19 protein-coding genes are annotated in these 22,590 nt (G+C 68.2%); 12 read left to right on the top strand and 7 right to left on the bottom strand.

What is annotated here, in order from left to right; translation table 11 throughout:
- Positions 1–56 precede the first annotated feature (56 nt).
- Positions 57–758 (bottom strand): hypothetical protein, encoded by a 702-nt coding sequence (locus AB0L57_RS17645; RefSeq protein WP_364962874.1) that lies wholly within the window; start codon positions 756–758, stop codon positions 57–59.
- Positions 755–1,672, bottom strand: coding sequence for a hypothetical protein (locus AB0L57_RS17640; RefSeq protein WP_364962871.1), 918 nt, complete (start codon positions 1,670–1,672; stop codon positions 755–757). The genes AB0L57_RS17645 and AB0L57_RS17640 overlap by 4 nt, the downstream gene beginning before the upstream one ends.
- A 198-nt stretch (positions 1,673–1,870) precedes the next feature.
- Between AB0L57_RS17640 and lspA the strand changes: the two genes are divergently transcribed.
- The 7 genes from lspA (at position 1,871) to rarD (ending at position 9,749) form a co-directional block, all read left to right on the top strand.
- Positions 1,871–2,572, top strand: a complete 702-nt coding sequence (lspA, locus tag AB0L57_RS17635) for a signal peptidase II (protein WP_364962869.1) — start codon at positions 1,871–1,873, stop codon at positions 2,570–2,572.
- Complete coding sequence (locus AB0L57_RS17630; RefSeq protein ID WP_364962866.1) at positions 2,569–3,495, top strand: RluA family pseudouridine synthase; 927 nt, start codon at positions 2,569–2,571, stop codon at positions 3,493–3,495. Before lspA ends, AB0L57_RS17630 begins: the two co-directional genes overlap by 4 nt.
- A gap of 19 nt (positions 3,496–3,514) precedes the next feature.
- Positions 3,515–4,174, top strand: coding sequence for a hypothetical protein (locus tag AB0L57_RS17625; RefSeq protein ID WP_364962864.1), 660 nt, complete (start codon positions 3,515–3,517; stop codon positions 4,172–4,174).
- A 70-nt stretch (positions 4,175–4,244) separates the two neighbouring features.
- Positions 4,245–5,156 (top strand): ADP-ribosylglycohydrolase family protein, encoded by a 912-nt coding sequence (locus AB0L57_RS17620; protein ID WP_364962862.1) that lies wholly within the window; start codon positions 4,245–4,247, stop codon positions 5,154–5,156.
- Positions 5,157–5,252: 96 nt separating this feature from the next.
- The gene (locus AB0L57_RS17615; RefSeq protein WP_364962860.1) at positions 5,253–7,685 is read left to right on the top strand and encodes a cation-translocating P-type ATPase; all 2,433 of its coding nucleotides are present in this window, start codon (positions 5,253–5,255) and stop codon (positions 7,683–7,685) included.
- Between the two features lie 102 nt (positions 7,686–7,787).
- On the top strand, positions 7,788–8,627 hold the full coding sequence (locus tag AB0L57_RS17610) for a PhzF family phenazine biosynthesis protein (protein ID WP_364962858.1): 840 nt from the start codon (positions 7,788–7,790) through the stop codon (positions 8,625–8,627).
- A 186-nt stretch (positions 8,628–8,813) separates the two neighbouring features.
- Positions 8,814–9,749, top strand: a complete 936-nt coding sequence (gene rarD / locus AB0L57_RS17605; RefSeq protein ID WP_364963464.1) for an EamA family transporter RarD — start codon at positions 8,814–8,816, stop codon at positions 9,747–9,749.
- On the opposite strand, the gene AB0L57_RS17600 is transcribed toward rarD, so the two are convergent.
- Positions 9,686–10,303, bottom strand: coding sequence for a class I SAM-dependent methyltransferase (locus AB0L57_RS17600; protein WP_364962855.1), 618 nt, complete (start codon positions 10,301–10,303; stop codon positions 9,686–9,688). The genes rarD and AB0L57_RS17600 overlap by 64 nt on opposite strands.
- 50 nt (positions 10,304–10,353) lie before the next feature.
- On the bottom strand, positions 10,354–11,817 hold the full coding sequence (locus AB0L57_RS17595) for an alpha/beta fold hydrolase (protein ID WP_364962852.1): 1,464 nt from the start codon (positions 11,815–11,817) through the stop codon (positions 10,354–10,356).
- 190 nt (positions 11,818–12,007) lie between these two features.
- On the opposite strand from AB0L57_RS17595, the gene AB0L57_RS17590 reads away from it, so the two are divergent.
- Positions 12,008–13,258 (top strand): serine hydrolase domain-containing protein, encoded by a 1,251-nt coding sequence (locus AB0L57_RS17590; RefSeq protein ID WP_364962849.1) that lies wholly within the window; start codon positions 12,008–12,010, stop codon positions 13,256–13,258.
- Between the two features lie 70 nt (positions 13,259–13,328).
- Here AB0L57_RS17590 and ilvA read toward each other — a convergent pair whose 3' ends face one another.
- Both ilvA and AB0L57_RS17580 read right to left on the bottom strand, forming a co-directional pair.
- Positions 13,329–14,684, bottom strand: a complete 1,356-nt coding sequence (ilvA, locus tag AB0L57_RS17585) for a threonine ammonia-lyase IlvA (RefSeq protein WP_364962847.1) — start codon at positions 14,682–14,684, stop codon at positions 13,329–13,331.
- Between the two features lie 150 nt (positions 14,685–14,834).
- Entirely contained in the window at positions 14,835–15,278 is a 444-nt protein-coding gene (locus AB0L57_RS17580; protein WP_364962845.1) for a nitroreductase family deazaflavin-dependent oxidoreductase, read from the bottom strand.
- A gap of 97 nt (positions 15,279–15,375) precedes the next feature.
- Here AB0L57_RS17580 and AB0L57_RS17575 point away from each other — a divergent pair, with 97 nt between their 5' ends.
- Entirely contained in the window at positions 15,376–15,651 is a 276-nt protein-coding gene (locus AB0L57_RS17575; RefSeq protein ID WP_364962842.1) for a hypothetical protein, read from the top strand.
- Positions 15,652–15,786: 135 nt separating this feature from the next.
- On the opposite strand, the gene dnaE is transcribed toward AB0L57_RS17575, so the two are convergent.
- Positions 15,787–19,332 carry a DNA polymerase III subunit alpha gene (dnaE, locus tag AB0L57_RS17570; protein WP_364962840.1) on the bottom strand — a complete coding sequence of 1,182 codons (3,546 nt, stop codon included), beginning with the start codon at positions 19,330–19,332 and terminating at the stop codon, positions 15,787–15,789.
- Positions 19,333–19,784: 452 nt separating this feature from the next.
- Here dnaE and AB0L57_RS17565 point away from each other — a divergent pair, with 452 nt between their 5' ends.
- The 3 genes from AB0L57_RS17565 (at position 19,785) to AB0L57_RS17555 (ending at position 22,587) form a co-directional block, all read left to right on the top strand.
- A complete protein-coding gene (locus tag AB0L57_RS17565) occupies positions 19,785–20,234 on the top strand; it encodes a hypothetical protein (protein WP_364962837.1) in 450 nt (149 codons plus the stop codon).
- Between the two features lie 276 nt (positions 20,235–20,510).
- The gene (locus tag AB0L57_RS17560; RefSeq protein ID WP_364962834.1) at positions 20,511–21,701 is read left to right on the top strand and encodes a DUF2235 domain-containing protein; all 1,191 of its coding nucleotides are present in this window, start codon (positions 20,511–20,513) and stop codon (positions 21,699–21,701) included.
- Between the two features lie 328 nt (positions 21,702–22,029).
- Positions 22,030–22,587 (top strand): transglycosylase SLT domain-containing protein, encoded by a 558-nt coding sequence (locus AB0L57_RS17555; RefSeq protein WP_364962832.1) that lies wholly within the window; start codon positions 22,030–22,032, stop codon positions 22,585–22,587.
- The last annotated feature ends 3 nt before the right edge of the window (positions 22,588–22,590 follow it).

Here is a 22,590-nt window from a genome sequence, read left to right as displayed (position 1 = left end):
AAACCCGCACCGGGCATTCGCCGGGCGCCGATCGGATCGGTGCCCGGCGACCCGGGCTACGGGCCGGTGGCGCCGGCCAGCCGGCGGATCTGCCGGTCGGTGAGATCGCGCAGCGCGGCCGGATCGATCGGCGCCGGTGAGGTTTCGGCGATCTGGACGACACTGCTGCCCACCACCGCGACGGTCGCCGCGGAATACAGCGACATCCCCTCGCTGGTGGTGCGGACCTGGAACGAGGTCGAGGCGGTGCCCGCCGCGGGCTGCGACAGTCCGCCGAGCTGATAGTCGACCGCGGTGCCGTCGGCGTCGGTGCCGGAGTAGGCGCGGCAGTCGTTCAGCAGCTTGTGCACCGCCGAGAATGCCTGGGCGGCAGCACCGTCGGCGTAACTGGCGATATCGATGTCGATACTGGCGTAGTTCGGTGAGGAGTAGTGCACATCGCCGCGAGCGGACGAGCCCGGGTACAGATCACCCACCGGCGCCAGCACTTTCGCGCATTCGACCGGATCGGTGCGGGACCGATCGGGCGGAGTGGGGCCGTTGCCGGGGGCGGCGTCGTCGAGCTGGGTGAAACTCGGCGGAACGTCGGCGGGGCCCAGCAACAGTGCCCGCAGCGCGGCGGAATCGGTGACCGGCGGGGCGGTGATCGGTGGCACCGATGTCGGTGCCGCGAGGGCGGGCAGCGAATCGTCGTGCTGGGAGCCACAGGCGCTCACACCGATCGCGATACCCGCGAGCAGCACGGCGGCCCGGTTCATGATTCCCACTGCAGCCGGGTGCCGATGTCCTGTCGCAGCAGCACCTCGCTGTGGGGTTCGCGGTAGGTGAGCCGGCCGCCGATGTCGAGCGCGCCGGCGGTCGGCATCGGCAGTCCGAGATCCACGGTGATGGTGCCCGTGCCGTGCACCGAGTAGTCGACGATGTCCAGCGAGCCGGCGTTGTTGGGCAGCCGCCACGCCGACGACTTGGGCGTCTGGACGATGTCGAGGGCGATGGTGAGCACATCGCCGGACCGGCCGATGAGCCTCGCGGTGGTCACCTGGTTCACCTCACTGGGCTGGATGTCGCCCGAAACCTGTTGATGCACCGTCCATACCGCTCCGACGCCGACCGGTTCGGCCGGGAACGCGAGTGAGTGGTACACGGCCTGGGTGAAGGCCCGTTCCAGGGCCGCGCGGGCGCCTTCGGGTGTGGCGGGTGTGGTCGTCAGCCGCAACCAGGTGATGGTGCCGTCGTCGCTGGTCTGGAACGCCGCGTGCGAACCGTCGGCACTGAGCAGTTGCTGCGTGAGCTCGGGGTCGGTGGAGGTGGCCGCGCCCAGCGTCAGATCGACACCGCTGCGGTCGGTGTGCGCGGTGAGCGGGATGGTGACGGCGGGCGGGGAGAAGTCGCCGGCGTTCTTGTCGTTGATCTGCTGTTCGATGTGGTGCTCGGTCCGCAGTGTCACCTGCTGTGAAGTGCCCAGGGCCACCTCCGGGTGCAGCGGGGCGCGCGGGTCCTCGCCGGGAGTGACCAGGGTGGCGCTCGCCGCGGCGATCGGCATGGTCACCTCTTTGCCGAATCCCGAGGGTTCGACCTCGGCATCGCTGGTGGTCTCGGTCCCGTCGCCACAGCCGACGCCGAGGGCGGACAGGGTGACCGCCAGCACCATCAACAGCACTCCCGATCGCACGGCGCGCAGGGTCGGGCCCCGTCCGGGCGCACCCGCGGGGCGCGTGCCGGACGCCGAGGCACACGAGTGAGAAGACAACACCGTCACGCCGAACAGGGTACGGCCGGTTCCTGAAAAACAGCTTTGACGACCCGGGCCCGAGCACTGGGCGACGGCACCGCGACGGGCCGCCGGTGCGATGAGGAATGATGGCTAGCTGTGAATACGGACCGGCCGCGTGCGCAACACCTCGACGACTCCGACGAACCGGGAGAGTCCGCGGCGAGTCCGGGCGCCGATCGCGACGACGGCAAGCCCGCCGAAGCCGACGCCGTGGGCGGTCCCGGCGGCGAATCCGGTTCCGATCTCGGCGCCGGTTCCGGTGGTACCGGCTCGGGATTCCCGCGGCGGTTGCCGTGGCTGCTGGTGATCGCGGCGGTCGTGCTCGCGGTGGATCTGGGCACCAAGGCACTGGTGGTCGCGAAGATGACACCGGGCGAACCGATTTCGATCATCGGTGATGTGGTGCGGCTGACGCTGATCCGCAATTCGGGCGCCGCCTTCTCGATGGCCACCGGAATGACCTGGCTGTTGACCCTGGTGGCGGTGGCGGTGGTCATCGGAGTGATCCGGATCGGGCGCACGCTGCGGTCGCTGGGCTGGGCGATCGGGCTGGGCCTGGTGCTCGGTGGCGCGGTGGGCAACCTGGTGGACCGGATGTTCCGCGCACCGGGGCCGCTGCAGGGCCACGTGATCGACTTCATCGCCGTCACCCGCTGGTGGCCGGTGTTCAATGTGGCCGATTCCGCGATCGTCTGCGGGGCGATCCTGCTGGTCGTGCTCACGGTGTTCGGTTTCGAACCCGACGGCACCCGCTCCGGTGACGACGACGGTGACGATGCGAAGGAGGCGGGCGAATGAGGGAGACCCGATCCATGCCGATCCCCGACGGCCTCGACGGGATGCGCGTCGACGCCGGGCTCTCCCGGCTGCTGGGGCTGTCCCGGACCGCGGTCGCGACCCTGGCCGAGGACGGTTCGGTGCAGATCGACGGCACGGCGGCCGGTAAGTCCGATCGGCTGGTGGCCGGCGCCTGGCTGGAGGTCGAGTTCCCCGAACCCAAGCGGGAGCTGACCGTGGAGGTCACCCCGGTGGAGGGGATGAGGATCCTCTACGCCGACGACGACATCGTCGCCGTGGACAAGCCGGTCGGCGTGGCCGCGCACACCGGTGTCGGATGGTCGGGGCCCACGGTGGTCGGCGGGCTGGCCGCGATGGGCTATCGCATCTCGACCTCGGGTGCGCACGAACGCCAGGGCATCGTGCACCGGCTGGACGTCGGCACCTCGGGTGTGATGGTGGTGGCGCAGTCCGAGCACGCCTACACGATGTTGAAGCGCGCCTTCAAACAGCGCACGGTGGACAAGCGGTATCACGCACTGGTGCAAGGGCATCCGGATCCCTCCAGCGGCACCATCGATGCGCCGATCGGCCGCGCTCGCGGCAACGACTGGAAATTCGCCGTCACCGCCGATGGCCGGCCCAGCGTCACCCACTACGACACCGTCGAGGCGTTCCAGGCCGCGAGTCTGCTCGACATCCATCTGGAAACCGGTCGTACACACCAGATCCGCGTGCATTTCTCAGCGATTCGCCACCCCTGCTGCGGTGATCTGACCTATGGCGCCGATCCCCGCCTGGCCGAGCGGCTGGGCCTGGAGCGGCAGTGGTTGCACGCCCGCAGCCTCGGATTCGCCCATCCCGCCGATGGTCGCTGGGTCGAGATAACCAGCGCCTATCCCGCCGATCTCGAGCATGCGCTGGATGTGCTGCGCGCGGCGTGAGCCGCGGCAGGAGGTGAGAATGCGCGAGGGCAGGTGGTTCGCAGCCGGTTTGGGTGCGCTGGTGATCGTCCTGGTCGTGGTGGTGGCACTCGGCTGGGCGCGCCCGCCGCGCCCGGGAGCGATCGGTACCGATCGGCTCGGTCCCGATTCCGGTGAGCGGGTGGCGGACTATCTGGAGCGCGCCGAGACGTCGCTGGCGGGAGGTGACACCGATCCGCGCTGGGCGCTGGTGACGCTGCGGGCCGGCACGACCAGCGATGCCGTCGTCGGCATCGTTGTGGGACTGCGGGTCTCGCAGGTGCTCTACCACGTATCACTGGATCGGGTGTACACGCCGGTGATCACGGTGCCGGTCCCGGCCGGCACCGCCGCGCTGCGGGCCGCCCAGCCGGCGGCGGCGGGTGCGATGGACCACGTCCGGGCCGACGACGATCGATCGCGGCGAATCGCGGCGGTGTCGGCCGCGCGTCTGCACGCCGACTGTGCCTGTGTGGTGAATCTGGTGGTCCGCGGCACCCTGGCCCAGTTGCGCGGATTGGCCTCCCACGAGGCGATTCGCAGTGTGCAAGCGCTGCCGCCCGATGCGTCCGCCGGGGGGTTCGCGGTGCTGCCGCTGCTGCCCGAACAGCTCGATGTGGTGGCGCCGGGCCCCGACGACGGCGTTGTTCCGGATCCCTGAGCCTGCCGGACTTGTCGGTACCGCACGCCATAATCGACGCGCGGGCAATCGAGGGGAGATGATCGTGTCGGTGAGCTGGGATGCGGAGCAACGGGATCGGGCCACGGGGGTTCTGCTGGGCACCGCCGCCGGTGACGCGCTCGGCGCCGGATACGAATTCACCCATCCGGCCCCGGACGCGGCGATCGAGATGCGCGGCGGGGGATCGTTGCGCTGGGAACCGGGCGAGTGGACCGACGACACCGCGATGGCGATCGGGGTCGCTCTCGCCGCCGCCGACCACGGCATCCTGCATCACGGCCCTGGCCTGGACGCGGTGGCGCGGCATTTCGTGCGGTGGTGGGATTCCCGGCCCAAGGATGTCGGCTACCAGACCAGTCGGGTACTGCAGTGGCGCAGCGAGGACGCGGCCGAGATGCGGCGGCGTTCGTTCGAACTCGACGGGCGCACGGCCGGGAACGGCTCGCTGATGCGCACGGCCCCGGTCGCGCTGTGTTATCTCGACGATCCGGGCAACTGCGCCGCGGCAGCCCGCGCGATCAGCGAACTGACCCACAGTGACATCCGGGCCGGTGAGGCCTGTGTGCTGTGGTCGTGGGCGATCCGGCACGCGGTGCTGAACGGTACCTACGACGGCCTGCGTGCCGCACTGGCCTTCGTCGACGCCGATTTCTGGACCGAGCTGCTGGACCAGGCCGAATCCGGTGATCCCGCGGAGTTCCCGAAGAACGGCTGGGTGGTGCACGCACTGCAGACCGCGTGGTGGGCGATCACCCACACCGAATCGCTGCCGGCCGCGCTGGAGGCCGCCGTGCGCGCGGGCGGCGACACCGATACCACCGCGGCGATCACCGGCGGACTGGCCGGCGCCCGCTGGGGCGCCTCGGCGATTCCGCCGCAGTGGGTGGCGCTGCTGCACGGTTATCCGCGGTTGCGCGGAGAGGATCTGATCGGTCTCACCCACCGCATCGTCGATCGCTGACCGGCGCCGACCGGGTGCGCTGCCGGAGATTCGCCGGGCTCCGGCACCGGGACCGGCTGCCGTCCGATTCGCCGGAAACGCTCTAGGCTGTCGAGCATGTCGATCACCGAGCAGGATGCGCGCGCACCGGGGCTGACCGCCACCGAGGTCGAACAGCGCGTTCGTGACGGGCAGACCAACGATGTGCCGGACCGGGCCAGCCGATCGGTTGCCGACATCGTCCGTGCCAATGTCTTCACCCGGATCAATGCCATCCTCGGTGTCCTGTTCGTCCTGGTCCTGGCCACCGGATCGATCATCGACGGCATGTTCGGCTTGCTGATCGTGGCCAACAGCGTCGTCGGCATCGTGCAGGAGCTGCGGGCCAAGCAGACCCTGGACAAACTCGCGATCGTCGGCCAGGCCAGGCCGATGGTGCGCCGCGACGGCGCCGCGACCGAGGTCGGCCCGAAAGAGGTGGTGCTCGACGATCTGATCGAGCTGGGTCCCGGCGATCAGATCGTGGTCGACGGCGAGGTCGTCGAATGCGAGTTGCTCGAGGTCGACGAATCACTGCTGACCGGTGAGGCCGATCCGATCGACAAGACCGTCGGTGCCAAGGTCATGTCGGGCAGTTATGTGGTCGCCGGATCGGGCGCCTATCGAGCCACCAAGGTCGGCAAGGATGCCTATGCCGCGCAGTTGGCCTCCGAGGCGTCGAAGTTCACGCTCGTCGACTCGGAACTGCGCAGCGGTATCGACACGATCCTCAAGGTCATCACCTATCTGCTGATCCCCGCCGGTCTGGTGACGATCTACAACCAGCTGTTCAATACCGATCAGTCCTGGCAGGAAGCCCTCAACGGAATGGTCGCCGCCCTGGTGCCGATGGTGCCCGAGGGGCTGGTGCTGATGACCTCGATCGCGTTCGCCGTCGGTGTGGTCCGCCTGGGGCAGCGCAAGTGCCTGGTCCAGGAGCTGCCCGCCATCGAGGGCCTGGCTCGCGTCGATGTGGTGTGCGCGGACAAGACCGGCACGCTCACCGAGAACGGGATGCGACTGTCGGAACTGCGGGTGGTGGGCGATGTGCCCGAACAGCGGCTGCGCGAGGTACTGGCCGCCCTGGCCCACGACGATCCGCGCCCCAATGCCAGTGTGCTGGCCATCGCCGAGGCCATGACCGACGATCCGGGCTGGAAGTCCACCGGTGCCGCGCCGTTCAGTTCGGCGAAGAAGTGGAGCGGTATCTCCTACGGCGAGTACGGCAACTGGCTGCTCGGCGCCCCGGATGTGCTGCTGGATCCGGATTCTCCGATCGCGGCGACCGCACAGGACATCGGTGCGCGGGGCCTGCGGGTGCTGCTGCTGGCTTCCTCGGACCGTCCGGTCGACGATCCGGCCGCCCCGGCCACGGTCACCGCGCAGGCACTGGTGGTGCTGGAGCAGAAGGTCCGTCCGGACGCTCGCGAGACCCTGGATTACTTTGCCGGTCAGGATGTTTCGATCAAGGTGATCTCCGGTGACAACGCCGTCTCGGTCGGTGCGGTGGCCGCCTCACTCGGGCTCACCGGCGGTGAGCACGCGGTCGATGCCCGGCAATTGCCCTCCGAACAGGGCGAATTGGCCGATGTGCTCGAACACGAGACCACCTTCGGCCGGGTGCGCCCGGATCAGAAGCGGGCGATGGTGGGCGCGCTGCAGTCGCGCGGGCACACCGTGGCCATGACCGGTGACGGTGTGAACGATGTGCTGGCCCTCAAGGACGCCGACATCGGCGTCGCGATGGGATCGGGCAGCCCGGCGACCCGCGCGGTCGCGCAGATCGTGCTGCTGGACAACCGCTTCGCCACCCTGCCGTATGTGGTCGGCGAGGGGCGCCGGGTGATCGGCAACATCGAGCGTGTCTCGAATCTGTTTCTCACCAAGACCGTGTACTCGGTGCTGCTGGCCTTCCTCGTGGGTGTGGGCGGAGTCGGTTCGAAGATCTTCCATTACGAGGCGCTGTCGTATCCGTTCCTGCCCCGGCACGTCACCATCGCGGCCTGGTTCACCATCGGCATCCCGGCCTTCATCCTGTCGCTGGCGCCCAACAACGAAAGGGCGCGAACGGGTTTCGTTCCGCGGGTGCTGCGGCTGGCGGTGCCTTCGGGCACGGTGATCGGCGTGATGACCTTCATCGCCTATCTGATCGCGCGCTGGCGGGCCGACCCGGCCCTGAGCGAGGCCGACCAGGCGGTGCAGACGGGCACGACGGCGTTGATCACGCTGCTGGTGATCGCGGTGTGGGTGCTGGCGATCGTGGCACGGCCGTGGAACTGGTGGAAGATCCTGCTGATCGCGGGTTCGGTCGTGGGATACCTGATCCTGTTCGGGGTGCCGTTCACCCGGCACTTCTTCAAACTGGATCCCGCCAATATCGAACTGACCGGGGTGGCGTTCGTCTGCGGTGCGATCGGTGTGGTGCTGGTCGAACTGGCCTGGTGGATCACCGCGATGGTGAGCGGTGAACAACGCCATCTGTTTCCGGAGTCACCGGGCCGAAAGCGCTGACCCGGGGGGAGATGACGGCGCGTCGAACTGGTCGGATGCTATGGCACGCCGTGAACATCGTTGTGCCGCGCTTCGATTCGCAACGCGAGTACCTTCGCCTGTATGGAGGTCCTGTTGCATCAGATCGACGCGTTCGCCGATGCACCCTTCACGGGTAACCCGGCGGCGGTCATGCCACTGCTGGCCTGGTTGCCCGACAAGCTCCTCCAGCGGCTGGCCGAGGAGAATCGGCTGTCCGAAACCGCCTTCTACACCTCGGTGTTGCCGCCCGAGGCCGGTCTGCCGCCCGGGGACGGCCCCGCCTTCGCACTGCGCTGGTTCACTCCCGCGACCGAGGTCGACATGTGCGGACATGCCACCCTCGCCGCCGCCGCGCAGATCTTCGACGATATGCACCCGATGGCCGACCGGGTGCACTTCCACACCCGCAGTGGCTGGCTCGGCGTCGGTCGCAACGGCGATGAGCTGGTACTGGATCTGCCCGTCGTCGCCTCCGCCGATACGGTCCCGGATCCGGAGCTGATCGACGCGCTCGGGGTGCGCCCGCTGCGAGTGCTGACCGGTCAGGACGAGGTGGTCGTGGTCGCGACCGAGGCCGATGTGCGTGGGGCGCGCCCGGATTTCTCGGCCTTCCCGCCGCTGCGGCGCGGGGTGATACTCACCGCGCCGGGCGACGCGACCGATTTCGTCTCCCGTTTCTTCGCACCCGGCGTCGGCGTCGACGAGGATCCGGTCACCGGTTCCGCCCATGCCCAGCTGGCGCCGCTGTGGGCCCGTGATCTGGGCCGGCGCGATCTGTCCGCGCGCCAGCTGTCCGCCCGGACCGGGCGGCTGCGCTGCACCGTCACCGACAACCGGGTCCTGCTGACCGGCCGTTGCCGGCGTTATCTCGACGGCGTCGTCCGGCTGCCCGACGACGACGCGCTCGCATCGCATCGGTGAGACCACCGCGCGGCGGGTGACGCAGACCTCCCGAAACCCGCTCGACAGGTCTTGCCGAACGGAAGTAGCGTGCGCGGGGTGTGGGCGCGTGGAACGGTGAACGGCACGACGGAGCAAGCGAAACCGGGTGTGCCCGCTCCGGCCGCCCGTACCGGGCAGCGGTCGCCCGCCGGCCGTGCGGTCGCGGTGGGAGCCGGCGCGTATCTGATCTGGGGAATGTTCCCGGCGTTCTTCGGACTCCTGGACTTCGCCGGTCCGGTGGAGATCCTGGCCGAGCGGGTGTTGTGGACCCTGGTCGTGGTGGTGATCGCGCTGTGTGCCGTCGGCCGGTTCCGCGAGTTGTTCACGATCGACGCGCGTACCTGGCGGCTGGCCGCGGTGGCCGCCGCGGCGATCGCGCTGAACTGGGGCACCTATGTCTACGGGGTGAACTCCGGGCACGTCGTGGAATGTGCGCTCGGATACTTCATCAATCCGCTGGTCACCGTGCTGTTCGGGGTGGTCCTGTTCCGGGAGCGGCTGCGCTGGTCGCAATGGGTGGCGCTGGGGCTGGGCGCCGGCGCGGTCGTGGTGATCACCGTCGACTACGGGCGGCCGCCGGTGATCGCGCTGGTACTGGCCTGTTCGTTCGCCACCTACGGGCTGGTCAAGAAGGTGATCCGGCTCGACCCGATGCGCAGTGTCGCCGCCGAGGGGGTGGTGTCGGCGCCGTTCGCGCTGGTCGTGATGATCGTGCTGGGGCTGCGCGGTGAGGCCCAATTCGGGCACGGTGGTGGCCACACCGCTCTGCTGATCGCCTCCGGCCCGGTGACCCTGATACCGCTGCTGCTGTTCGCCTTCGCCGCCGGGCGGGTGCCGTTGTCGACCATGGGGATACTCCAGTACCTCACGCCCGCACTGCAATTGGCGTGGGGCGTGCTGGTCGGTCACGAGCCGATGCCGGCCTCGCGCTGGATCGGTTTCGCGCTGATCTGGGCGGCGCTGGCGATCTTCACCACCGAGGCGTTGCGGCGGACCCGGCGACCTGCTCGCACGACCGTGCCGGACCCGCCCGATGATCAGGGCGACACGGCGACGCCGAGCGATTGTGCGGCAAGGAATCTCGGCGCAGGCACCCCATAGAACCGGTCCACCTCCGAAATCTCGAATCCGGCGTCCTCCAGCAGCGTACGGATATCGCGATCGAGATTGCAGCCGCCGGCGATGCGCTGCTGCAGTGGATTCAGGCGGCGCTGCCAGGTGACCACCTCGGCATCGGGAGCGAGGCCGTGTTCGAGGAAGTGGAAAGCCCCGCCCGGCACCAGCACTCGCCGCACCTCACGCAGCGCGGACGCGATATCGGGGATCGTGCACAGCGTCCAGGTCGACAGCGCGCTGTCGAAGGCGTTGTCCGCGAACGGCAGCGCCTGCCCGTCCAGCCCGGCCCGCTCGACCGGTACCGGGGAATCGGCGATTCGCCGGGCCGCCATCCGCCAGCCCAGATCCGCGGGTTCCACCGCGCTGACGCGGCTCACCGCGGCGGGGTAGAACGGCACATTGCGGCCCGAGCCGAAGCCGATCTCCAGCACCCGCCCCCGCAGGCCCTCGCAGACCCGTACGCGCAATCGGTCGTTGGCGGCCACACCGCAGGTTCGATCGACCAGTCTCGGGAGCACCCGCTCGCTGTAGATTCCCACCCCACCACTGTGTCAACTCACATGCCCCGCCGCCACCTCGGGAGTCGAGCTCAGCGTGCCGGTGTGACATGCGATTCCAGCCAGGAGGTGAGGTAGGTGAGCACCTCGGGCGCGATGGTGGTCTCGATCCTGCCGTACTCCTGCGGGCTGCCGGTGTCCGCGGGCTGCAGCATGTGGTTGATCCCGTCGAAGACGTGTACCTCGGCGCGCGGGTTGCCCGCGAGGGCCGCCCGTGCCGCGGGTGCGCTCTGTGCGGCCGGGACCTGCATATCCTTGGATCCGTAGGTGGCCAATACCGGGATGTGCAGGGCCTGCAGGGCCGGGGTCGGATCGTAGTCGACCAGGGCGTCGAAATACGGGGTGGTGAGGTCATCGATCGCCGACTGCGGCTGCCGCAGCTCGGGTGGTAGCGCATCGTTGTGGTCGGTGGCGAAGCGGATGACCTGCTCGCGGTCGCCGCTGCGGATCAGCGTGGTCAGGGTGGTGATGTAGCCGACCCGGTGGCGGACCGTCTCACGATCGGTGTCGGCACTGCGCAGGAATGCCTCGTTCTGCGCCAGCAGCACCTCCGATCCCGGCACGGCGGGCCCCGCCAGCATGATCACGAAGGCGAGCCGGCTGTCGGGACGGGTGGCGGCCAGCGGTGCCAGATAGCCGCCCTCGCTGTGGCCGATCAGTCCGATGCGGTCACCGTCGATATCGGGCCGCCCGCGCAGATAGCCGAGCCCGGCCATGATGTCGTCGGTCAGATCGGTGTAGTTGGAGGTGTCGAGGTGGCCGGTCGTCGCGCCGACCCCGCGATCGTCGGTGCGCAACACCGCGTATCCGGCGCGGGTGAGGGTGTCGGCGAGCAGCAGGAAGGGTTTGTGGCCCGCGATCCGTTCGTCGCGGTCCTGTGGTCCGCTGCCGCTGATCAGTACGACCGCCGGATACCGCCCGGGTGCGCGCGGCAGGGTGAGGGTGCCGGCGATGGAGACGTCGCCACTGCGGTATCGCACGTCTTCGGAACGGTAGGGCCACGGCGGTTGCGGTTCCTGTGGCCGTGGCGGTGCAACCACCTCGCCGCGATGCAGCGTCAGCGCCGTATCGCGCCCGGATCGGGTGATGGTCCCGGTGAGGTCGTCGCCGGCCGGATCGTAGCGGCCGTGGAAAACCGGATCACCGGACAGTCCCGGGATCGCGAAGGAGATGGCGTCGGGCAGCAGGCTCAGCTGTTCGAGCGGCCGATCGTAGATGCCCAGCACCGGAACCGACGCGCTGCCGCCGTCCGCGGTGAGGGTGATACCGATCGGCAGCTGCTCGTCCGGCGGGGGCAGCACACCGTTCCAGTCATCGGTCAGCGCCGCGGTGCGGGGGACCGAGTTCACCGGGCCCGTATGCGAGCAGCCGGCCACCACCGCCACCACGAACAGGACTGCGGTGAGCGCGGTGCCGCGTCGGCGCCGGTTCGACAGCGGGCACACCGAGCCCTCGGATTCCGGAGAATGAGAGGTCCTCGATCGTCGTGACCGCATGGGTCAACGATGACACACACGCCCGGGAGGCGGAGGTGTTTCGGCAGGTCATCGCGATATTTGGCGGATGGGGCCGGTGCCGTACCGGGCTCGGCGCGCGGCGGTGGCCGGCACGTCGAACGAGTCTCGGGGAAATTACCGCTCGGACAACAGCATTGCCCCCACAACGGTACGCCCGTACCGTAGATGGGTGAGCAACGACGCTTTCCCCGCTGGTTCGGCGGCTCTGCCCGCCGGTGTGCGCGGCCACGCCGCGGTCGAATTCGAACCTCTGGTGCGCAATTTCGCGCGCATCGTCGGGGGGCGTACCGGAGCCGGCGGTGGGCTGACCGTGCACCGCCACGGGGAGCCGGTGGTCGAGGTCTGGACCGGATATGCCGAAGAGGGCGTCGCCTGGACGCGCGACACCGGCAGCGTCGCATTTTCCGCGACCAAGGGCATCGCCTCGACGGTCGTGCATCGCCTGGCCGACCGCGGCCTCATCGACTACGCCGCTCCCGTCGCGGAGTACTGGCCGGAATTCGGCGCCGCGGGGAAATCTCGAATCACGGTGGCGCAGTTGCTCACTCATCGCGCCGGGTTGTCCTCGCTGCCGCGCGTCGCCGGGGGACTCGACGAGGTACTCGATCACGAACTCATGGAGCACCGCCTGGCCGCGGCGGCGCCGGACCGGTTGCTGGGCGTTCCGGCCTATCATGCCCTGACCTACGGATGGCTGCTGGCGGGATTGGCCCGCGCGGTCACCGGCACGAGTATGCGTGAGCTGTTCCGGGTCGAGGTCGCCGAACCGCTCGGCCTCGACGGCCTGCACCTGGGGCGCCCGGAACCGGGATCGGCCACCACCGTCGCCGCGCTCGCCGGCTCGCGGCTGGCGCTGGCCGGTACGGCGCTGGGTGGACTGATCCTCGGGCAGGCGGGCCGTTTCCCGGGGCCGGCGGGCGCCGCGACCCGTGCGCTGTTCCTGCCCGGCCTGCAGGCCCTCTTCGAGGGGGCCGATCCGTCCATCCTCGCGACCGAGATGCCGGCCGGCAACGGCGTATTCACCGCGAACGCACTGGCTTCGGTATACGGCGTCCTCGCCGACGACGGAATGGTCGCCGGTCGCCGGTATCTGTCGGCGCAGACCATGCGCCGGATCCGGCGCGTGCAGACACGCCAGCTCGATCACGCTCTGTTCTACTTCCCGATGCTGTGGCACCTGGGCTACCACACGTTCCCGATCCCCGGGGCCGCCACCGGATTCGGTCACATCGGCCTGGCCGGCTCGTTCGGCTGGGCCGAACCGCGACTGGGCCTGTCCGTCGGCTTCGTGCACAACCGGTTCACGCCGCAGTCGTTCGTCTGGGATCAGCTGGCCGCGGCCTGGGTGCTGCCGCTGGCCGTGCGTGGCGCCCGGGCCATGCGTGGCGGCCGCCGCCCGCAACAGCAACGCGCCGCGTGATCGCGTCATGACGACAGACTGCCCGGTGCCGTACGGGACTCGTACGGCACCGGGCAGTCCGTGACGGTGATCAGGTCAGGAAACGGTAGGTGGGCGAATCGGGATCCAGCTGCTGGCACTGAATGAGGGAGTCGTGCATACGGGCCAGCAGCGGATCCAGCCCGGCGGGCGAGCCCAGTTCGATACCGACGAGCGCGGCACCGGTCTCCCGATTGTTGCGCTTGGTGTATTCGAACAGGGTGATGTCGTCGTCGGGACCGAGCACCTCGTCGAGGAATCGGCGCAGCGCACCGGGTTCCTGCGGGAAGTTCACCAGGAAATAGTGTTTGAGCCCGCGATGCACCAGGGAACGCTCGATCACCTCGCCGTAGCGTGAGATGTCGTTGTTGCCGCCGGAGAGCAGGCACACCACAGTGGAGCCCGGCTCGACATCGATCTCGGCCAGGGCCGCCACCGCCAGCGCACCGGCGGGCTCGGCCACCACACCCTCGTTCTGGTACAGGTCGAGCATGGCGGTGCAGATCGCACCCTCGTCGACGCGCATCATGCGGAATGTGCCTGCGCCCCGGGGAGATTCGGTGCCGATGAGCAGTGGCAGGGACGCGTGCGTCACCACCCGCCCGCCGAATTTCGACACCGTGGCATAGGGCAGATCGCCGACCCGGCGCACCGCGGCGCCGTCGACGAACGGATCGATATCGGGGAGAGTGACCGGGCCGTCCGCGATCAGCGCCGCCGTCATCGACGCCGCGCCCGTGGGCTCGACGCCGAGAATGGCGGTGCCGGGCGCGCGCTCCCGCAGATAGGTCCCGATCCCGGCGAGGCAACCACCCCCACCCACCGGGATGATCACCAGATCAGGCGGGGTCGGCAGTTGCTCGAGCAGTTCCACCGCGACGGTGCCCTGCCCGGCGGCGGTACGCACGTCGTCGAACGGCGGGACCATCGTCGCACCGGTGCGTTGCACATCGGTGGCGGCCGCGGCGGCAGCGGCGTCGAAGGTGTCGCCGACAGCGATCAGTTCCACGTACTCGCCGCCGTGCGCGCGAATGCGGTCGCGCTTCTGTTTCGGCGTCGTGGTCGGTACATAGATGCGGCCCTGGATGCCCATGGCCCGGCAGGCGAACGCCACTCCCTGGGCGTGGTTGCCCGCACTGGCGGTGACCACGCCGGCCGCGCGTTCGGCGGCGTCGAGCTGCACGATCAGGTTGTAGGCGCCGCGCAGCTTGTAGGAGCGGACCGCGGTGAGGTCCTCACGCTTGAGGTAGACGTTCGCGCCGGTGGCCGCCGACAACCGCTCGATTCGCTGGAGCGGCGTCGGCTCGACGATATCGGAAATTCGCTTCGCGGCCGCGTCGATCTCGTCCGCGCTCAGTTCGGGCAGCGGAACGGACACTTTCTCTACGACATCCAGCGGATCAGGCACCCGAACATGCTATCGGGCCCGGCTGTGGCACCGACCGGCAGCAGGTGTTCCCGCACCGCGGGCCCGGGCCGGTGTGGGTCCGGCCGGGACATACGAGTGCGACGCCCCGGCCGGACCGGGAGCGTCGCAGCGCTGGATCAGGTGTGCGTCTCAGGACTTCGGCGTCAATACGAATACCGGGATCTGCCGGGTCGTCTTCGTCTGGTAGTCGGCGTAATCGGGATAGGCCGCGACGGCACGCTCCCACCACACGGCCTTCTCGTCGCCGGTGACCTCGCGTGCGGTGTAGTCCTTGACGATGTCACCGTCGCGCAGTTCGACCGTCGGGTTGGCCTTGAGGTTGTAGTACCAGACCGGATTCTTCGGCGCCCCGCCGAGCGAGGCCACGGCCGCGTATTCGCCGTTGTGCTCGACCCGCATGAGCGGGGTCTTGCGCAACTTGCCGGTCTTGGCGCCGATGCTGGTCACCATGATGATGGGAATCCCGCGATCGAGCAGCGTGTTGGCTAGAGCTCCGTTGGAGGCCTCGAACTTCTCGGCCTGCTCGCGGGCCCAGTTGGATGTACTCGGTTCGTATTCTCCGGTGAGTGGCATGACCGGCACAACAGCGCGGCGCGGCGATGTGTTCCCACCGCAAAACCCTCGCAAATGTTCGGTGGACCGAAATCATGACTACGTGTAGCCTGACAACATGACCGTGGTCAGCCCCATTTCCCGCAGCAGCCATCGTGCCACCCGCACGGTGACCGTCGCGGGCGTGCCCTGGCCCGCCTACAAGCTCGAGGCTCTCGCCCTCGGCCTGGTCGTCGCGGCGGCACTGCTCCTGATCACCGGATCGGCCCAGTTCGCCGTACTCAGCGCCGCCGCCGTCGCCGCCCTGCGCTGGATCGCGGGCGCCGCATCGGCCGCGGATCACCGCCACGCCTCTTCGCCACGCGAACGCCGGTCGCCCACGGCTTCCTGGTGAACACGACCCGATCGGCTCCCCGCCCGGTGTAGTCGGCGACCGTCCGGGCATCGACGTCGAGGCGGCGACGACAGGCGATCGAATCTCGGTTCGAATGTGCTGCGGCACAACGTGTGCCGCAGCCTCCGGTGTCGTTCAGCCGGCCAGGCAACCCGGGCCGAGCAGTGCCTTGAGGTCGCCCATTAGCGCCGAGGAGGGGGAAACGCGCAGATTGTCGGCGACCTTGAGCAGAGTGGTCTTCTCGCGCGATCCGATGTGGCGGATGTGGACGTCGGCCGTGCCGGGGTGGCTGGACAGCACGCGCTTGAGGGCGCCGACCTTGTCCGGGGTGCACAGCCGGGTCGGGATGGTGACCGACAGCGGCTTCTCCATGCCGATCGATGACAGGTCCGGGACCACCAGATCGTTGGCGATCAGGGAGATCCGGTCGTCGCGGACCGAGACGCGGGCCTTGACCAGCACCACCGCGTCCTCGGCGATATCCATGCCGTACACCGAATAGGACTGCGGGAAGAACAGGACCTCGATCCCACCGGTGAGGTCCTCGATCTGCGCCGAGGCCCAGGGCAGGCCGTTCTTGTTGACGCGGCGGTTCACCGAGGCGAGGATGCCGCCGATGGTGACCTGGGCGCCGTCCTTCACATCGCCCTGCAGAATCGCGGGAATATGGGTGTCCGCCTGTGCCGCGAGAACATGTTCGACACCGTTGAGCGGATGCCCGGAGACGTAGAGCCCCAGCATCTCTCGCTCGAGCGCGAGCTTGTGCTTGGACTCCCACTCCTCGTCGGGCACCTTCACATCGAAGACCGAGGCCATCGATTCGTCACCGTCGTCGAGCCCGCCGAACAGATCGAACTGGCCGATCGCCTCGGCCTTCTTGGTGGACATCACCGCGTCGATGGCATCGGAATGTACCAGCAGCAATCCCTTGCGGGGATGGTCGAGCGAGTCGAAAGCGCCTGCCTTGATGAGGGATTCGGTGACCTTCTTGGTACAGGCGACGGTGTCGATCTTGTTCAGATAGTCGGAGAAATCGGTGTACTTCGACTTCTCCTTGCGCGCGGCGATGATCGAGGACACCACATTGGCGCCGACATTGCGCACCGCGCCCAGCCCGAAGCGGATATCCGTGCCGACCGAGGCGAAGTTGTGCTCGGACTCGTTCACATCCGGTGGTAGCACGGTGATGCCCAGGCGCCGGCAGTCCGACAGGTAGACCGCGGCCTTGTCCTTGTCGTCGCCGACGCTCGTGAGCAGGGCGGCCATGTATTCGGCCGGATAGTTCGCCTTGAGATAGGCCGTCCAGTACGAGACCAGGCCGTAGGCGGCGGCGTGCGATTTGTTGAACGCGTAGCCGGCGAACGGGAGGATGGTGTCCCACAGGGCCTTGATCGAGGCCTTGGTGAACCCGTTGTCGAGCATGCCCTTCTCGAAGCCCTCGAACTCGGCCTCGAGGACCTCGGCCTTCTTCTTACCCATCGCGCGGCGCAGAATGTCGGCTCGGCCGAGCGAGTATCCGGCCACCTTCTGCGCGACGTGCATGATCTGCTCTTGGTAGACGATCAGGCCGAAGGTCTCGCCGAGGATGTCCTTGAGCGGTTCCTCGAGCTCCGGATGGATCGGCTTGACCTCTTGCCGGTTGTTCTTGCGATCGGCGTAGTCGTTGTGCGCGTTCATGCCCATCGGGCCGGGGCGATACAGCGCGCCGACGGCGACGATGTCCTCGAACGCGGTGGGTTGCATCCGGCGCAGCAGATCGCGCATGGGCCCGCCGTCGAGCTGGAACACGCCGAGAGTGTCACCGCGCGAGAGCAATTCGAAGGTGGCGGGATCGTCGAGCGGCAGCGTGTCCATATCGAGGTCGATACCGCGGTTGGCCTGGATGTTGTCCAGCGCGTCACCGATCACCGTCAGGTTGCGCAGGCCCAGGAAGTCCATCTTCAGCAGGCCGATGGCCTCACAGGAGGGATAGTCCCAGCCGGTGATGATGGCGCCGTCCTGGGCGCGCTTCCACACCGGGATCGCGTCGGTGAGCGGTTCGGACGACATGATGACCGCGCAGGCGTGCACACCCGCGTTGCGGATCAGGCCCTCGAGACCCTTGGCCGTCTCGTAGATCTTGGCGATCTCCGGATTGGTCTCGATCAGGGTGCGGACCTCGGCGGCTTCCTTGTACCGCTCGTGCTCGGGATCGGTGATACCCGAGACCGAGATGTCCTTGGCCATGATCGGCGGGGGCAGCGCCTTGGTGATCTGGTCGGCGATGGCGAAACCCGGCTGGCCGTGCAGGACGCGGGCCGAATCCTTCAGCGCGGCCTTGGTTTTGATGGTGCCGAAGGTGATGACCTGGGCGACCCGATCGGTGCCCCACTTCTCCGCGGCGTAGCGCACCATCTCACCGCGACGGCGATCGTCGAAGTCGATATCGATATCGGGCATCGACACGCGCTCGGGGTTCAGGAACCGCTCGAACAGCAGACCGTGCGGGAGCGGGTCGATATTGGTGATACCCAGCGCGAAGGCGACCAGCGAACCCGCCGCGGAACCACGGCCCGGGCCGACGCGGATGCCGACCTCGCGGGCGTGGTTGATCAGGTCGCCGACGACCAGGAAGTAGGCCGGGAAGCCCATCTCCAGGATGACGCCGATCTCGTAGTCGACCTGATCGATGTACTTCTGCGGCGGCCCGTCCGGGAACCGGCGGTCCAGACCGCGGCGCACCTCCTCGCGCAGCCAGCTGGCCTGATCGTGGCCCTCGGGCACCGGGAAGATCGGCATCCGGTCGCGGTGGGTCCACACGTCCTCGTAGGACTGCACGCGCTCACCGATCAGCACCGTGTTGTCGCACGCGCCCGGAACCTCGCCATCCCAGATGGCGCGCATCTCGGCGGCGGATTTGAGATAGTAGCCACTACCGTCGAATTTGAAGCGGGTCGGGTCCGACAGTGTCTTGCCGGTCTGAATGCACAGCAGCGCTTCGTGGTTGGTGGAGTCGGTCTCGTGGACGTAGTGGCAGTCGTTGGTGGCCAGCGCGGGAATGCCCAGCTTCTTGCCGACCTCGAGCAGGCCCTGGCGCACCCGGGTCTCGATGGACAGGCCGTGGTCCATCACCTCGAGGAAGAAGTTCTCCTTACCGAAGATCTCCTGCCACTTGGCCGCGGCCTCGAGCGCCTCGCGCTCGTGCCCCAGGCGCAGCCGGGTCTGCACCTCGCCCGAGGGACAGCCGGTGGTGGCGATGATGCCCTCGGCGTGCTCGGCGATGATCTCGGCGTCCATGCGCGACCACTTACCGAGCTGCCCTTCGATCGAGGCCAGCGAGGAGAGCTTGAACAGATTGCGCAGACCGGTCGCGTTCTCCGCGACCATCGTCATATGGGTGTAGGCGCCCGAACCCGAGACGTCGTCACCCTTCTGGCTCGGATCACCCCAGCGAACGCGTTTGGAGTTGAACCGGGACTCGGGCGCGATGTAGGCCTCGATGCCGACGATGGGCTTGATGCCCTGTTTCTTGGCCGAGTTGTAGAACTCGGAGGCGCCGAACATGTTGCCGTGGTCGGTCATGCCGACCGCGGTCATCCCGAGCCGCTCGGCCTCCTTGAACAGGGGCGTGATCTTGGCGGCGCCATCGAGCATCGAGTACTCGGTGTGGTTGTGAAGGTGAACGAATCCCGAGTCAGCCACGCGCCGATCCTAGTCGAAATTCTCCCGGGACCCGCCGGACTCGGGGCACCCGAATCACATCGTTGGCATTTCTGTGGCCGCGCGGCTCCATCGGTCCAGGAAATTCGCCGCAATCGCGCACGGCGGCGTGGTCGATCTCACCGCGCCGCCGCCGTCGCGCCGCTCGCCCGGCGGTCATAGCCGGCCGCCGGTCATGGTGACGCTGGTAACGTCCGGGCGGTTCGACAGCGATATCCCGATCGGCGAGAGACGAACGCCGTCCCCGTGTGGTGATCGGTGATATCGCAGCTGTCGGGTGGCAGCGTGCCGATCGCCCGTCTCGCCGATGACGGTCGGCCGTGACGAGGGCGGTCGGCCGTCATCGTCATCCGACGTCGAAACCACCGGCACGGTTGCGCGGTGGTGAATCCGATATACGAACGATGGGTGGTTTCATGCAGTCGTTTCGAACCATGAAGAGTCGTTCCGTCGCCGCGCTCGCGGCGGCCGGGCTGGCGGGCGCGGGGGCGGTGCTGGCCACCGCGGCGCCGGCGTCCGCCGACGACACCGGGGGCAAGTTCGCCACCGTCTACTCGATGACCAACGGTCCGTGCGTGGCGGTCATCGACTCCTCCGTCCACGGCGACGCGTATCCGGGAATGGCGGCGTTCACCGTCGGCGGCCCCTTGACCGGCGTGGGGCACTGCACCCTCGACATCACGCTGAACTGGCGCAATGTCGACACCGGGGAAACGGGTAGTTTCACCCAGACCGCCAACGGGCCCGGGTATTGGGGCAACAGCGGATACTCGGCGCTGTTCAGCCCCGGTTACGGCAATTTCGTCGGCACCGTCACCGTCGGCGCGGCGCATCTGCCCGAACCGGGTGAGGTCCACTTCTCCAACCATCCGTATCGGGGGTAGTTCGAATTTGTTGCCGTGCACGGGGTTTCGCTGATCGGGCGGAGCCTCGCGCACGGCCCCTTCATCTTCCGGGGGTAGCTCGAGTCGCGATCGGCCGGATGTCGGCTCCCGCCGGCGGCGCGCTGCGCGGACATCCCGGTGCGACCGGCCCGCGAAGTTTCCCGCCACCGTGCCACTCGCCGCGCGTGCGCATTGACGTAATCACACGCCGGGCACGATGATTCGAGTAGTCGACTACTCGGGATCGAGTAGGTCCGGGGCGGGAGGATTGCGGATATGAAGCGTCTGGTCGTGTGTTGCGACGGCACGTGGGGCTCGGAGAGCAATCCGACCGTCTCCAATGTCGTGAAGATCGCCGAGTCGGTGCGGTCGAGTGCCACCACCGACTCGGGTGAGCATGTGGGACAACGGGTTTTCTATGTGGACGGGCCCGGGTCTCGCGGCTATCTGGCCGACAGACTGCTCGGCGGCGCCTTCGGGCTGGGCCTGGACGCCAACCTGTCCACCATGTACTGGCAGCTCGCGCTGAACTGGGAACCCGGCGACGAGATCTACATCTTCGGATTCAGCCGCGGTGCCTACACCGCACGCAGTCTGGTGGGGATGATCAACCGGCTCGGATTGCTCACCGCCGACGCCATGGTCGACCGGGCGTACCCGCGGGCACAACGAATCTACCGCCAGCGCAAACTGGATCCGGACGGCCCCGATCGGCCGGAGTGGGTCGAGTTCCGCGAACAGCACTGCGTGTATCCGGTGCCGATCACCTTCGTCGGGGTCTTCGACACTGTCGGTGCGCTCGGGGTACCGCTGCTGACCTCCCGGCGTTACCGCTTCCATGATGTGCGGTTGTCGCCGAATGTCCGTTATGCCCGCCAGGCCCTGGCGATCGACGAGCGCCGCCGGATGTACGCGCCGTGCCTGTGGGAGATCACCGACGAACCCGAGGGCGGGCCGCAGGGTGCCGACCGGGTCCGGCAGGTGTGGTTCGAGGGCGTGCACACCGATATCGGCGGCGGTTACGGCGACAGTCGCCTGTCCGACATCACCTTGCGCTGGATGGTCGATCAGGCTCGCGTGGCCGGGCTGTCTTTCGACGGCGACCGTATCGAGCAGTTGCTGGCGGGATCGGACCGCGCGTCCGCCGCCGAGCCGGGGGAGCCCGTGCAACCGCATGACTCGCTGACGCTGTTCTATCGGGTTCTGAATTTCGCGGGGATGCTGCGTAATCCGGGCAATACGCGCTTCTATCGCGATTCCTGGCGGCGGCTGTCCGCGCCCGATGACCGCCGGGTCTATCTCGCCGATTGTGTGACACCGTGCGAGACCTACAACCCGCCCAATGTGGTGCGCTGGACCGAGGAACTCGGCGCCGCGCCGCCGACCCTCGCGGTCGGCGCCGACGGCGAGGCCGGGCCCGCGAGCGCCGTTGCGCACAGCCCGGCGACCGACGGCACCGCCGCCTGACGATCGGCGATCCGATGGCCGATGCCGGCGGTCGTTGCCGGACGAGGGGCTCGATGTGTGGGCCGCCCGTGTGGTGTGGACGTCACCGGCGGCCCGTTACCGCGCTGTGACTCTCCACACGTTCGTACTGGTGAGGCGAGTTTTTCTCAGCGTAATAACACCGCCTGTTCACCCTTCGTTATGTTTATGTTCATTTGGCGCAACCATTCTGTGACTCGCCAGGAAGCGGACCGATGGTCTGTTTTTGCCGCGGCGAGCAGTCTTTCGCTCTGTGAATCGTCGCGATGGTGCCTACCCACCGTTCGATGTATCCGGAGCTCATTTCGCCATGCACATCAGAAGACTGTTGCCCCTCGCTGCCCTCGCCGCCGTCGTGAGCGCGCCCGCCATCGCCCAAGCGCAGCCGATCACCGGTGTGCCGCCGGAGTTGCAGGCCGGTGCCGACCAGGTCCAGATCCAGGCGGGGCAGTGGCAGCAGCAGTTGCCGCCGCCGCAGCAGGACCAGGTACAGGGGTTCATGCGGACCCTGCCGCAACCGCTGCCGCAGCTGTTGCCGCCGGCCTTCGCCGACAACCTCGACGGCTGGATCAAGAACGCGCTGTTCGTGATGAATCAGCACGGCGTCCCCGGCAGCTACGACGGCATCTATCGCAACGCCATGCGGGAGTCCGGCGGTAATCCGCGTGCGATCAACCTCTACGACTCCAATGCCGCGGCCGGTATCCCGTCGAAGGGCCTGATGCAGGTCATCGACCCGACCTTCCAGGCCTACCACGTCGACGGCACCTCGTGGGACATCTACGACCCGGTCGCCAACATCGCCGCTGCCTGCAACTACGCGGCGCATCGATACGGGTCCATCGACAGCGTGTTCTCGGCCTACTGATCG

Source organism: Nocardia sp. NPDC052254 (genome assembly GCF_040679495.1).
Taxonomy (GTDB): Bacteria; Actinomycetota; Actinomycetes; order Mycobacteriales; family Mycobacteriaceae; genus Nocardia.
The sequence above is the reverse complement of the archived record's forward strand: the minus strand, read 5'-3'. Positions and strand labels throughout refer to the sequence as shown.